A 14962-nucleotide genomic window follows, 5' to 3' on the forward strand; every position below is an offset into this window, starting at 1 on the left:
GACGACAATCAATTTGTCATTTCGCACCTAAACATTCACGCATCAATAGGCCCATTTCAAATATATCGAGCCCCATGTAAAGCCGCCGCCAAAGGCTGCTAAAATAAGGTTGTCGCCTTTTTTAAATTTGTTTTCCCACTCCCAAAGGCATAAAGGTATAGTGCCATTGGTGGTATTGCCATATTTTTCAATATTCACGATTACCTTATCGGCCGTAACACCGGTGCGGTTGGCTGTAGCATCAATAATGCGTTTGTTGGCCTGGTGCGGTACAAGCCATGCAATGTCATCACTGCTAAGGTTATTGCGTTCCATAACTTCGGCGGCAACATCGGCCATTTTTGTTACGGCAAATTTAAACACTGCCTGGCCTTCCTGGTAGGCAAAATGCTCCAGGGCATCAACAGTTTCGTGGGTTGCCGGCCTCACAGAGCCACCAGCTTTTTGATGCAGGTAGGCTACGCCCGAGCCGTCGCTGCGCGTTATAGTATCAATAATGCCGTTACCTTCATCATTTGGCTCCAGTAGGACTGCGCCGCAGCCGTCGCCAAAAATAATACAGGTTGCGCGGTCTTTATAATTGGTGATGGCCGACATTTTATCGCCGCCAACAACTAATACTTTTTTGTGCTTGCCGCTTTCAATAAATTGAGAGCCGGTTGCAAGGCCGAATAAAAAACCTGAACAGGCCGCCTGCAAATCCCATCCCCATGCGTTTTTTGCACCGATTTTATCGGCAAGTATATTGGCCGTAGCCGGAAAAACACGATCAGGGGTGGTGGTGCAAAAAATAATTAAATCAAGTTCGTCTGCACCAATTCCGCGTTTTTTTAACAGGCCCTCAACAGCAGGCACCGCCATATCCGAAGTGCCAAGTCCTTCGCCTTTTAATATTCTGCGTTCTTTGATACCTGTACGGGTGGTTATCCACTCATCATTAGTATCTACCATGGTCTCAAGTTCATGGTTGGTTAATACATATTCAGGTACGTAACCGTTTACAGCAGTAATAGCTGCATGAATTTTACTCATTTTTATTTTTTTACTGTAAAGTACAAATTATGCCAATGCGCAAACTTTAAAATACAAGGGACTAAAAGTATAAATTTTTTTCGTTTCCCGTTCGCACATTAAAATCCGCAAATCAATATGCCCATTTTAAATAAAGCGCGCCCCAGGTAAAACCGCCGCCAAAGGCTGCTAAAATAATGTTATCACCTTTTTTGAATTTGTCTTCCCACTCCCACAAACATAAGGGCAAAGTTCCGTTTGTTGTGTTGCCATAGCGTTCAATGTTTATAACCACCTTATCGGGGCTAACACCGGTACGCACAGCAGTTGCGTCAATTATACGTTTGTTGGCCTGGTGTGGTACCAGCCAGGCAATATCATCGGCCTTAAGGTTGTTGCGCTCCATTACTTCGGCGGCAACTTCGGCCATATTGGTGACAGCAAATTTAAAAACAGACTGCCCTTCCTGGTATAAATAGTGTTCGCGATTGTCAACAGTCTCATGCGTGGTTGGCCTCATCGAGCCGCCTGCTTTTTGGTGCAGGAACGGAACGCCCGAGCCATCACTTTTTAAAACAGAATCGATAATGCCGTTTCCTTCGGTATCCGGCTCCAGTAGCGCCGCGCCGCAGCCATCGCCAAAAATGATGCAGGTTGCACGGTCCTGGTAGTCAATCATCGACGACATTTTGTCGCCGCCAACAACTAAAACCTTTTTATGCTTGCCGCTTTCAATAAATTGTGAGCCGGTAGCAAGGCCGAAAAGGAAACCCGAACAAGTAGCTTGCAGGTCATAGCCCCAGGCGTTTTTTGCTCCAATTTTATCTGCCAGTATATTTGCTGTAGCCGGGAAAACCCGATCGGGAGTAGATGTGCAGAATATGATCAGGTCAATTTCGTCGGCTGTGATGCCGCGTTTTTCAAGCAGACCATTAACAGCCGGAACTGCCATGTCTGATGTGCCTAACCCTTCGCCCTTTAATATCCTTCGTTCTTTAATACCCGTGCGGGTGGTTATCCACTCGTCGTTGGTATCCACCATTGTTTCCAGCTCGTGGTTAGTCAGTACGTAGTCGGGTACATAACCGTTCACAGCCGTAATGGCAGCATGAATTTTAGTCATCCTAATTTTTTTTACTGGAAAGCCAGTTTTATTTTTTCTGTGAGGGCACTTTCAACCATGTCTCTGCACAGCACTACCATATTCTTAATAGCCTCGGCGTTTGATATGCCATGGCCAACCACAACCGGAGCATTAACCCCTAAAATAGGGCTGCCGCCATATTGCTCGTAATTGAACTTATCAAAAAAATCGTCTTTAATTTTTTTCTTGCGCGATATCACGTAGAATGATTCGGCAAACTTCAACATCACATTGCCGGTAAAACCATCGCAAACAAATACATCTGCCAGGTCGCTGAACATGTCGCGGCCTTCGGCGTTGCCCACAAAATTAAATTGTGTGCTCTCCTTCATCAGCGGGTAAGCTGCCTGGCAAAGCAGGTTGCCTTTTTCCTCTTCCTCGCCAATATTTACCAGGGCAACACGCGGGTTGGGGATATTGTAAACATATTGAGCAAACAAGCTACCGAAAACACCAAACTGAACAAGATATTCAGGCTTGCAATCGGCATTGGCGCCTACATCAACCAAAATGCCCAAACCTTCTTCAAGTTTAGGCATAACGCTTGTTATGGCAGGGCGTAATACGCCCGGAATGGCTTTAACGCTAAACATAGCACCCACCAGCATAGCACCGCTGTTACCGGCGGATGAAAATGCATCGATACCGCCCTCTTTAAGCAGCTTAAACCCCAGCGATATGCTGGAATTTGGCTTTTGAACAACGGCTTTGGTGGGATGCTCGCCCATGCCAATTACCTCTGTAGTATGTACAAAGTCGAAATTGTCGGGGCTGAAATTATTTTCGTGAAGAATGCTTAAGGCTTGTTCCTTGTCACCTATAAGCACCAGTTTCTGATTAGCTGATAAAACCTTATACGCTTCAATTGCCCCTAAAACGGTTGCTTTGGGAGCGAAATCACCGCCCATAATATCTAAGCCAATCTTCATTTCAGAAAATTAAAACTTAAGCTACTGCTGCTTTCTCAATCAGTAATTTACCGTTGTAGTAAACGTTGCCGTCAACAGTATAAGCCCTGTGTGGCAAATGTACGGCACCTGTAGTTTTGCAGGTAGTTAAAGTTGGCGCAACAGCATTGTCATGCGTTCTGCGTTTATCTCTCCTCGATTTGGATATTTTGCGTTTTGGATGTGGCATAAAACCTGGTATTTATATTATTTAATATTTTTGAGCGCGTCCCACCGCGGGTCGGCCTGCTCATTTTGTTCGTTATTTGCGGTAAGCTTATTCAGCTTGTCCAGCATTTCTTTATCACAAAAGGGTGTATTACCCTCGTTATCGCAAACAGTTATAAACGGCAATGCAACGTTTATATATTCATAAATCAGCCCTGCTATATTGATCTCGTGATCGTTTTTAGTAAGGGTGATAATCTCTTCATCTTCATCAACCGCCTCTTCGCTAAACTTCGCAATAGCCTGTTCGTGTATATCCACCTGTTGCGGATATTGCGCCAGGCACCTGTCGCAGTTTGCATCAATTGTACCGGCAATGTCAAACGTTAGTATTAACATTGTCTCCTGCTTTTCCAGTTCAACACGGCACTTTAAATTCGCTTTTTTAACCAGCGAGTATTCAAACTCATTTAAAAAAGCATCATTAACATCGTATTCAAACTGGTGCTTCCCCAGTTTAAGGCCGGTAAAAGGAATCGAATAATTTCTTAGCGATTTCAATGAGCAACAATTAGCCCGCAAATGTAAGGATAAATATGAGAATTGAAAAGTGTTTTTTTAAAAGAGGATTTGAGAGCAATTTCCGGTCTTGTTATGTCCCAGAGGTGTTTCCTGAAAACGCTAAATAATATTTGCATTTATAAATAATATTTGCATAATTTTAATGACTGAATTTTTATAAAAATCCTAAACCATCTGCGGGTTAAAATTCATCGATTTGATAAATTGACTAAGTATAGTTTGCCCAATTTGGGGTAATCTTTTTTTTGCTGTTATTATAACCAATTAATACTGTGCTTGCACTTAAAGGGATCACAGAGTATACCTAAAACTTAACCTGTACATATGAAACGCTTAATTTTTACCCTGACAATTTTATTAGCGGCTGTTGCCGTATCTAAAGGCCAAAACTTGATAGCAAGACAGCATGGTGGTGCGCCGACATTTTATACGAAGCTGCCTGATGCGGTAGCTGCAGCGGCGGCGGGAGATACGTTGTATATACCAGGCGGCGGATGGGATGCTGTAACAATCAATAAAAAGCTTTATTTGATAGGAGTTGGGCATAATCCCGATTCTACCGGCGTTACAGGCAGGACTATGATCAATAATAACATTACGCTTGCAATAGGCTCCGACAATGGCTCAATGACAGGTATTTACGTAACAGGCGTAACCACAAGTGGCGCCCTTACTAACTATACTTTCTCCCGGTGCTATATAGCTCAGGTATATTTAAATACTTCTCCAAACATATCGAATATCACCTTTACAGAAAACATGATAGGTTCGGTTGATGTAACAGGTAGTCATTATTACATGAGTAATAATATTTTTTTCTCGGGAACCCTGGGTAGTAGTGGAGCTTACTTAGACGGCAGTGTTGTGAGAAATAATGTTTTTTTAAAATATTTATTTACTAGTGGCGGCGGTATTAACCCACCTTTGTTCGCTTCTAATTGTATTATCGAAAATAATATTTTCATCGTGTCGGGCACGGGAAGTAGTAATACCTATCGAAATAATGTAAATGCAGGTATTAATGGCACGGACGGAAGTAATCAGGGCAGCGGCAATTTTAGCCCGTCACTAAATCCAAATTCCGGAGCGCCAACAACATCGCTACAGTCAATCTTTGTTAATTTTGACCCTTCAAATATTAATGGTGACGATATTTACAAAGCGGACCTTCATGTGCTAAACGGCTCCCTCTATAAAAATGCAGGAACAGACGGCACCGATATAGGTATCTATGGAGGCGCCTTCCCTTGGAAAGCCGGTTCGATTCCTTTTAATCCTCACTTTCAAACATTAAAGATAGCGCCACAAACAGACTCATCGGGTAATTTGAAAGTACAAATTACGGTGGCCGCTCAGAATAATTAATGCAGTTCTCAAAAAATAAATTGATATGAAAACGGTACTCATTAAAAAGTATGGTTATTATATTGCGTTATCATTGATGCTAATCTTTTGTGCTATAGGATCAGGGTTTGCGCAATCGTTAAAAACACCGTATCCTATAATTTTTGTGCACGGTACAGGTTCAAATAATAACACATGGGGGAGGCAAGATAATCAATTTGATAATATAGTTGATTATTTAGAAGGTGCGGGCCTAAAATTAGGAGATAGCTTAAAGCTTTCGCTGAATTATCAGAGAACTTTGGCGCATTTTAATACAACGAAGGAACAAGATGTTCACCTATTTAACACCAATATAGGATTTGGTGATTTTTATACGGTAAGTTTTGACGTGCGCGCGTCCGGAACGGTAACAACCGTCAACGACCAAGTAGCAATAACCTCTAAGTGTTTAGCAACAGATAATATAATAACTGTAAATCATCCATCTCAGTTTATTAAAAATGATATTTTACGTATCAAAGATGAGTTTATGCAGGTTACAGGCGTTAATGGCAATTTAGTTTCTGTAAAGAGGCATTTATTAGGTACAGTCGCGACTGAGTATCCCGGGATAATACCAATATATAATCTTTCAAATCAGAGCAATCAGGCATCTATAGCTAAGCAGGGATACGCACTTAAACTTGCTATCGACGCGATAATAAAGAAAACCAATGCAAAAAAGGTAATCCTTGTCGGTCATTCGATGGGGGGATTGGCTGCCAGAGAGTATATAAAAAATTATGCAAATAATAACGTAGCAAAAATTGTAACCGTGGGGACACCACATTACGGAACGAATGTTACAGATTTTAACAATGCCTTTATTAATGTATTTCTTCCTACTCTTGACGAACGATCAGAAGCTGTCAGGGATCTAAGGACAGATATAAGTGGCGCCTTAGCGCCCTATTTATTTGGAGGCTATGAAAGCAGTGTAAAGGGTTATTATAGCAGCGACATTAACTGTGATGGTGTGGAGACCAGCATAATAGATGGTTTAAACAGCGCTTCAGGATATTCATCGTTAAATAATATAGCCCGTACATGGATAGCATCCAATTGGTCTTACCTGCCTGGCTTAGGGTATAACGACGCGGTTGTTTTAACAAAAAGCGAATACATTTCAAGCGACGACACGCTAATGACCAATAAAAGGCACGACGACGAAACAAGGGACTACTATACATTGCTTCGTGGCTTGGATGAGCCCGACGATCCCGCATTGGCGTATGAAATACAACCGACAAGTACCACAAAGGGCTTTGTTACATTTACCAAAGGTGAAAAAGCCGGTGAAAAAAATCCCTATGACAGAGACCTTTTTAAGATCAATATAACCCGTCACACACACCTGCAAGTTGACATTACGGCAGGCGTTTACACAGGGATAAATACAATCAGTTTGCTTGACGCAGATCTAAGTGTAAGAAAAAGTATATCTCATGTTACTGTTAACCCATCTATTTCGGACGATCTGGAGCCTGGTATATATTATATTCAAGTTTATGGAACGGCAACACCCGGAATTGCGCCGGATTATAAATATGCATCTTACAATTACCCCTACACAATAAATACAACAGCCACAGTAATTCCTGATCCAAAATTTTCAATTTCTCCGACAGGGCTGTTGACTTTTTATGACGTTGTATTGGGTCAATACCAGGAAAAAAATATAACGCTTACCAATAACGGCACTTCGACCGTGGCGGTTAGCAATCTATCCCTTAGTGGTATTGATGCGGGGCAGTTTATAATTACCACCCCAACAACTTTTGCAGTTCAGGTTGGCATGAGCCAAGCCATCACCTTACGCTTTAAGCCTACCAGCGCAGGGGTTAAAAACGCGGCAATTAAAATTGAAAGTAATTCAGCCGACAATCCTGCTATATTGGTAGCGTTAACCGGAACCGGAGCAGATCATGCAGCTAAAACGCTTGTAATTAACAACGATCCATCGTACAGTTTTGGTGATGTAACCGTTGCTGGTAGTAAAATCAACACTTTTACACTTCAAAATACCGGTTCCGACCCATTGCTGATATCTGGTTTATCAATATCAGGAGCCGATCCAAGCGCGTTCACTATAACACCTGTTGTCGTGCCTTTTACGCTACAAACTGGGTCAATAACGTCAATTGTTGTAGAGTTTTCTCCTGCCACGGTCGGTTCTAAATCCGGAAGTTTGGTTATTAGCAATAATTCGGATAACTATGGCCCAAATCACTCGATTGCGCTCTATGGTAATGGATCCAATAGTATATATAGTGGAATTTCAGGAAGCATAACTGGTTATGAATACTGGTTTGATGATGATTATTCGTCAAGAATTCAAAATAACGTGACGGCTCAAAATATCTCATACTTAAATACGAATTTCCAAACAACATCGTTAACTGTAGGCTCTCACATCCTTCGTATTCGTTACGTGGATAAACATGGACTTTGGAGTGCAGTAATGAGTCAGAATTTTTATAAGCAGCCACTGGCTCCGAATAGTGCACGGAAAATCGAGGGTTATGAATATTGGTTTGATGATAACTACGCATCGAAGTTATTTGTGTCGATTACTACGCAAGTAACCACCACATTAAATGCAAATATAAGTACAGGATCATTATCAACAGGATCACATTTGTTAAACATTAGATATAAAGATGATAACGGACAATGGAGTAACATTAGAACCAGTAATTTTTACAGACAGCCATTGGTCAACGGCGCTACTAGGAGAATTATCAGTTACGAGTATTGGTTTGACGATAGCTATACTACTAAAAATGTTATTAATATAACCCCACAGCAATCTGCTGTTTTAAATGGAAATATTAATACACTCGGTCTAGCCATCGGCCAACATAATTTGCATATCAGATATAAAGACGATAGCGGGCAGTGGAGCTTTATCAAAACCAGTAGTTTTTACAGGCGGCCTTTGGCCAATGGTGTAATAAGGAAAATTGTTAGCTATGAATATTGGTTTGACGATAATTATTCTGCCAAAAAACGCATTAGTATTTCCTCACAACAGTCCGCCGTTTTAAATAAAAGCATAAACACTTCCAATTTAACTATTGGTCAACATGATTTGCATATAAGGTATCAGGATGATAACGGGCAGTGGACCATCGTTTCAAATAGCAATTTTTATAACACTGGCCAACACAGTAGTAATAATACCGTCACCGCCTACCGTTATTGGTTTGATACAGATAATACCCATATGGTTACCGCCACAGTTTCAACTACCGCTAACCCATATAATTTTTCCGCCAATATCAATACTTCTACCCTGCCCAATGGTCAGCATACCATTCATTTTCAGTTCAGGGATTATAACAATGCATGGAGTACGGTCACCACCGATACGGCGATGTTTTATACCGCGAGGCCGCCAACAATTACCGCTTTTACCCCCGCTGTAGCCACGCCCGGTACCACTGTGACTATTACAGGCACCAATTTCAACACAGTAACTGCAGTTAAATTTGGAGGGGTTGCAGCTTCTTCGTTTACAATCTTATCTGCTACCAGTATCATAGCGGTTGTGGGTCCTGGCACTTCGGGCAGTGTTTCGGTCACAAATCCAGACGGCACGTTTACCAAAGCCGGATTTAGAAGCGGCTCAAGTAACGCGCTGTTAACTTCGATAAAAGTAGCCCCCATCACAGCGTTGACGGTAATAAGCGGACCCGACTACCGGGATTACACTACCACAGTGCCAAACAGCGAAACCAGCGTTAAAATAACACCCACAACGCAGGATGCCACGGCAACTATAAAAGTAAACGGCGTAACAGTTGCCAGCGGAGCATCTTCAGCGTCGATACCATTAAACTTAGGCGACAATGTAATTAATACGGTAGTAACCGCGCAGGACGGCATAACCACCAAAACCTATTCTATAAAATTCACCCGCTTACCATCAACCAATGCCAACCTGGCTAATTTGACATTAAGCAGCGGCACGCTGACTCCGGTGTTTGCAGCGGGCACAACCAGCTACACAGCAACAGTTGGCGCCGCTACTATTACCGTAACGCCCACAGCCAGCGATCCAAATGCCACCGTGAAGGTAAATGGCACAACGGTAGCATCCGGCACAGCATCAGCAGCATTGCCGCTGGTTGTTGGGTCAAATGTAATTACAACCGTGGTTACAGCAAGTGATGGCGCAACCACACAAACCTACACGTTAACAGTGACCCGGCTTCCAAATAACGCCCTTCTAACTACGTTAAAAGTAACCCCTTCAACGGCGCTGACTTTAGTGAGCGGGGCAGACTACAAAGATTATACAACTACAGTTCCTAATACCGAAACCGGCGTTAAAATAACGCCAACAGCACAGGATGCCCTGGCAACGATAAAAGTAAATAGCGTTACTGTAGCCAGCGGAGCAGCCTCTGCTGCCATACCATTACATGCAGGCGACAATGTAATTAATACGGTAGTAACCGCGCAGGACGGCATAACCACCAAAACTTATTCTATAAAATTCACCCGCTTACCATCAACCAACGCCAACCTGGCTGGTTTGACAATAAACAGCGGTACGCTGTCGCCGGTGTTTGCCGCTGGCACAACCGCCTATACGGCCACAGTAGGCGCAGCTAATATTACGATAGCGCCTACGGCCGGCGATGCAGATGCAACGATTAAGGTAAATGGTACGGCAGTAGCTTCCGGGGCGGCATCAGCAGCGTTGCCGCTGGTTGTTGGGTCGAATGTAATTACTACTGTGGTAACAGCAAGTGATGGTACAACCACCAAAACCTATACCTTAACGGTAACCCGGCTTTCAAACAACGCCCTCTTAACTACCTTAAAGGTAAGCCCGTCTACACCACTTACCTTAGTGAGCGGAGCCGATTACAAGGATTACACCACTACAGTTCCCAACAGCGAAACCAGCGTTAAGGTAATACCAACAAGCCAGGATGCCGGAGCATCGATAAAAGTAAATGGCGTTACTGTAGCCAGCGGGGCAGCCTCTGCCGCGATACCATTAAATGTAGGTGCCAACGTAGTGAATACGGTAGTAACAGCACCGGATGGCATAAGCGTAAAAACCTATAGTTTAACCTTTACCCGCCAGGCGCCGGGAGGGGTGGTGCTGAAATATGAACCGCAGGAACAACCAATTAGTACCGACAACATTACCGTACACCAAAACGTATCGCCAAATGGCGACGGCAACAGCGATGTGCTGATGATTGACGGCATAGCGGCTTACCCGGAAAATAAAGTGCAGATAATTAACCGTAGTGGTGTTTTGGTGTACGAGGCCAGCGGCTACGACAACCAGGCTAAAGTATTTGACGGCCACTCAAGTGTCGATGGTAAACTGCAACAAGCGGGCACTTATTTTTATTCGCTTGAATATAAGGATGGGAAAGAGACCAAGCGGAAAACCGGGTTTATTGTGCTGAAACGTTAATAATATGCAGACCACTAAGCCGGGAACGGGGATGTTTTTTTCCTGGTTCCCGGCTTTTTTGTTAAACGGAGGTTGAACTCAGGTATAACGGGCAATAAGTTTTTAACAAGCGGAATGCTATGTTTTGCTGTTTAACTACCAGCTTTGATATTTAAAGTATATCTTATTATAATAGTAATGATCGGCCGATTTGCATGGCTTGATATTGATAACCAACTGTTTAGGTTAGAAATTTTGATTTATTAAATATTTTATATTTACATTTATTAACTGATTTTCTGCTATTTAATTGTTTTTAACTGGCAGCAAACCTTCGTGGTTATTTAAAAATATAGCTTTTTACCGATTTTTAGAGAAGAATATGCCGTTATCCGCCCGGCGTTAACAGCGACTTAAAAAATGGATGGGATTGCAGCGTATTATAGTATGCTTATGAAAAAATAAGGTGTCCGCCTTTATAAAGTAATATTTGAAAACAAAGTATATGCGAAAAGCCTGCCCCTTACCCATCATGTTGCAATTAAAGCGAATTATCTTGCTGGCCTCGTTATTTTTTGCAGTTATAGTTCCTTTTAAATTATTTGCCCAGGTGCCAACCATTAGCTATAACAGCCCGCAAACCTATACGGCAGGCGCTGTCATCTCTCCGTTATCGCCCACAAGCACCGGCGTAGCCGGATTGCTATATAGCAGCACCCGCCTAACTTTAGGGTCGGGTTTCAATTCTCCTTACGGGGTAGCGCTTGATGCTACCGGGAATATATACGTGGCCGACTTTGGCCATCACCTGGTGAAAAAAATGCCGGCGGGTGGAGGTGCAACGGTTACCTTAGGTTCGGGTTATGAGGGGCCTTACGGGGTAGCTGTTGACGCTGCCGGAAATATATATGTGGCCGACGGCGGCAACGGTGTAAAGATGATTCCTGCCGCTGGGGGCAGTCAGGTAAGCGTAGGCGCTGGGTTAATTAGCTCGCATGGTGTGGCGACCGACCCGGCTGGGAACGTGTATGTGGCCGATAACGGAGCCATTTTAAAAATAACGCAAGGCGGCAAACAGGTTACTTTAGCCACAGTCAGCGTGGCATTCGGCCTGGCAGTTGATGCAGCAGGCAATGTGTACGTTGCAAACGGAAGTGCCACGATACAGAAGATACCGGCAAACGGTGGCGGCGCCCCGGTAAGTATTGGTTCGGGCTTTAGTAATGCCGAAGGAGTGGCCGTAGATGCTGCAGGCAATATTTACATTGCCGACTATGGCCATAACGCAATAAAACGGATGCCGGCGGGCGGCGGCGCACCAGTTAGCCTCGGGACGGGATTTACAAGTCCTTATGGCCTGGCGCTCGACGGCGCAGGCAACGTATTTGTTGCAGCAACCGGCAACAACGCAGTTAAAGAAATGAAACCTGTTGGCGGCTATTTCATCAGTTCGTCTTTACCGGCAGGCTTAAATTTTGATTGCACTACGGGAATTTTTAGTGGTATGCCATCAGCAGAAAGCCCTATGGCAAATTATACAGTTACTGCTTATAACAGTACCGGCAGTGCTGCTGCTATAGTTAATATAAAGGTTAATCCATCATCGCCACCGGCGTTATCCATTAGCTACAACAGCCCCCAAATCTACTCAACAGGTATTAAAATAACACCACTTGTTCCTGTAACTACCGGAGTGGTTGCGGCACCCGGATACAGTAACAATATGGCGAGCATTGGTTCAGGCTTTAGCAATCCGGCCGGCGTTGCAGCCGACCCGGCAGGTAATATATACGTGGCCGACTTAAACAACGGGCAGGTTAAAAAGATACCTGCGGATGGTGGCCCGCCCGTTGTTATAGGTACGTTCGCCCAGCCGAATGGGGTAGCCGTTGACGCGGCGGGTAACGTATATGTTGCCGATGGCGCAACGGGCATCCAAAAAATACCGGCGGGCGGTGGCAGCCCGGTAATGATAGGTTCGGGCATTACAAATCCTTATAGCGTGGCTGTTGATGCCGCCCGCAATGTGTTTTTATCGGACCTTGGCGATCATAAAGTAAAGGAAATTCCGACAGCCGGCGGCCCAATTATTGTTTTAGGGACAAGCGGCGAGTTGCTTAGCCCCTATGGCGTAGCAGTTGACCCTGCCGGAAATATTTACGTTGCCGATTTGGAGGACAACGCGGTGAAAAAATTCCCGCATGGTGGCGGCAGTTGGGTGCCCGTAGGAGGCGTGTTTAGCGTTCCGTTTGGCGTAACAACTGATGGGGCAGGCAACGTTTACGTAACCGACTCGGGCAATAAACAAATAAGGGAAATTCCTGCGGGTGGTGGCAGCACCATTACTATAGGAACAGGTTTCCTGAACCCGTACGGTATTGCGGCAGATGGCAAGGGAAATATCTACGTGTCTGACCAGATAAATAATACCATAAGGGAAATTAAGCCCGTTGGCGGTTATTTCATAACCCCATTTTTACCCGCCGGCCTCAGTTTTGATAATGGCACCGGTATCATCAGCGGCACCCCGGTTGCGGTTTCGCCCGCAAACAACTATACCGTTACAGCATATAACAGCTTTGCTGGTAATTCCACAATGGTAAATATAACTGTTAACAGTTTATTGGTTAATGCCGACATTACCGCCCTTGCAACAAATGCCGGCAGTTTATCGCCCGTGTTTGCGCCATCAATTACCAGCTACACTGAAGTCCTGCCTGCTACCACTTCGTCGGTAACCGTTACCCCAGTAGCCGCCGCACCCGGGGCCACTATAAAAGTAAACGGAACGGTAGTAATGTCAGGAGCTGCATCAGCAGCATTGCCGCTGGTTGTCGGGGCCAATGCAATCAACACGGTAGTAACCGCTCAGGATGGAACCACCACTAAAACCTATACGTTAACAGTAACCCGGCTATCAAATAACGCTGCGTTAACCACCTTGAAAATAAGCCCGTTAACATCACTTACGTTAGTGAGCGGCGCTGATTACAAAGATTACACAACTACAGTGCCTAACAGCGAAACCAGCGTTAAAATAACGCCCACAGCACAGGATGCTACTGCATCCATAAAAGTAAACGGTGTAGCCACGGTCAGCGGGTCAGCTTCTGCAGCTATACCATTACATGCTGGCGACAATGTAATTAATACGGTAGTAACCGCGCAGGATGGGACAACCATAAAAACCTATTCTATAAAATTTACCCGCTTACCATCAACCAACGCCAACCTTGCTGGTTTGGCATTAAGCAGCGGTAAGCTGTCGCCGGTGTTTGCCGCAGGCACAACCAGTTACACGGCAACAGCAGGCACCGCTACTATTACGGTAACGCCTACAGCCGGCGATGCGGATGCAACGATAAAGGTAAATGGTACGGCAGTAGCTTCCGGAGCGGCATCAGCAGCGTTGCCGTTGGTTGTTGGGCCAAATGTAATTACAGTTGTGGTGACAGCAAGTGATGGAACGACCACAAAAACCTATACGTTAACAGTAACCCGGCTTTCAAATAACGCCCTTTTAACTACGTTAAAAGTAAGCCCAGTAACAACGCTGACGGTGGTAAGCGGGGCCGACTACAAAGATTATACGACCACAGTACCTAACAGCCAAACCAGCGTTAAGGTAATACCAACAAGCCAGGATGCCACGGCATCGATAAAAGTTAACGGCGTCACGGTGGCCAGCGGAGCAGCCTCTGCTGCAATTTCGTTAAGTGTAGGTACCAATGTTGTTAATACTGTGGTAACAGCACAGGATGGTATAACCGTAAAAACCTATAGCATAACGTTTACCCGCCAGGCACCCGGAGGGGTGGTGATGAAATATGAACCGCAGGAACAACCAATTAGTACCGACAACGTTACCGTACACCAAAACGTATCGCCCAATGGCGATGGTAACAGCGATGTGCTGGTGATTGACGGCATAGGGGCTTACCCGGAAAATAAAGTGCAGATAATGAACCGCAGCGGCGTATTAGTATATGAAGCCAAAGGCTATGATAATACCACGAAAGTATTTGACGGACATTCCAGTACCAGTGGTAAGTTGCAGCAGGCAGGTACTTTTATGTATTCGCTGGAGTATAAAGACGGCGATGAAGTGAAGCACAAAACCGGGTTTATTGTGCTGAAATATTAGGGGTGGTTAATTAGAGGTTAGAGACCAGAGATTAGTTAAAAACGGACAAGGATTCACACTCCAGCCTTATGGAGTTGAGATTAGAGACCAGTTCATAGAACGCCTTGGTTTGGAAGTCTATGGTTGTTGGGTGAAGTGCGGTGTTAAATGCCTGTTAT

8 protein-coding genes are annotated in these 14962 nt (G+C 44.4%); 3 read left to right on the plus strand and 5 right to left on the minus strand.

Going from position 1 to position 14962, the window contains the following annotated elements; all coding sequences use genetic code 11:
• Nucleotides 1-42: 42 nt before the first annotated feature.
• From Q0R52_RS27235 to Q0R52_RS27255, 5 genes are all read right to left on the minus strand, one after another.
• Nucleotides 43-1032 carry a beta-ketoacyl-ACP synthase III gene (locus Q0R52_RS27235; RefSeq protein ID WP_295801338.1) on the minus strand — a complete coding sequence of 330 codons (990 nt, stop codon included), beginning with the start codon at nucleotides 1030-1032 and terminating at the stop codon, nucleotides 43-45.
• Nucleotides 1033-1144: 112 nt separating this feature from the next.
• Complete coding sequence (locus tag Q0R52_RS27240) at nucleotides 1145-2134, minus strand: beta-ketoacyl-ACP synthase III (protein WP_295801340.1); 990 nt, start codon at nucleotides 2132-2134, stop codon at nucleotides 1145-1147.
• 11 nt (nucleotides 2135-2145) lie between these two features.
• Entirely contained in the window at nucleotides 2146-3084 is a 939-nt protein-coding gene (plsX, locus tag Q0R52_RS27245) for a phosphate acyltransferase PlsX (protein WP_295801343.1), read from the minus strand.
• Nucleotides 3085-3100: 16 nt separating this feature from the next.
• Complete coding sequence (gene rpmF / locus Q0R52_RS27250) at nucleotides 3101-3292, minus strand: 50S ribosomal protein L32 (protein ID WP_073407314.1); 192 nt, start codon at nucleotides 3290-3292, stop codon at nucleotides 3101-3103.
• A gap of 17 nt (nucleotides 3293-3309) precedes the next feature.
• A complete protein-coding gene (locus Q0R52_RS27255) occupies nucleotides 3310-3831 on the minus strand; it encodes a DUF177 domain-containing protein (protein WP_295801348.1) in 522 nt (173 codons plus the stop codon).
• A 345-nt stretch (nucleotides 3832-4176) separates the two neighbouring features.
• Between Q0R52_RS27255 and Q0R52_RS27260 the strand changes: the two genes are divergently transcribed.
• The 3 genes from Q0R52_RS27260 to Q0R52_RS27270 all read left to right on the plus strand — a co-directional run bounded on the left by Q0R52_RS27260 (nucleotide 4177) and on the right by Q0R52_RS27270 (nucleotide 14804).
• Nucleotides 4177-5217, plus strand: a complete 1041-nt coding sequence (locus Q0R52_RS27260) for a hypothetical protein (RefSeq protein WP_295801350.1) — start codon at nucleotides 4177-4179, stop codon at nucleotides 5215-5217.
• A gap of 25 nt (nucleotides 5218-5242) precedes the next feature.
• Complete coding sequence (locus Q0R52_RS27265; protein ID WP_295801352.1) at nucleotides 5243-10681, plus strand: alpha/beta fold hydrolase; 5439 nt, start codon at nucleotides 5243-5245, stop codon at nucleotides 10679-10681.
• A 484-nt stretch (nucleotides 10682-11165) separates the two neighbouring features.
• On the plus strand, nucleotides 11166-14804 hold the full coding sequence (locus tag Q0R52_RS27270; protein ID WP_295801353.1) for a cadherin-like beta sandwich domain-containing protein: 3639 nt from the start codon (nucleotides 11166-11168) through the stop codon (nucleotides 14802-14804).
• Nucleotides 14805-14962: the final 158 nt, after the last annotated feature.

The organism is Mucilaginibacter sp., assembly GCF_025359345.1.
Taxonomy (GTDB): Bacteria; Bacteroidota; Bacteroidia; order Sphingobacteriales; family Sphingobacteriaceae; genus Mucilaginibacter.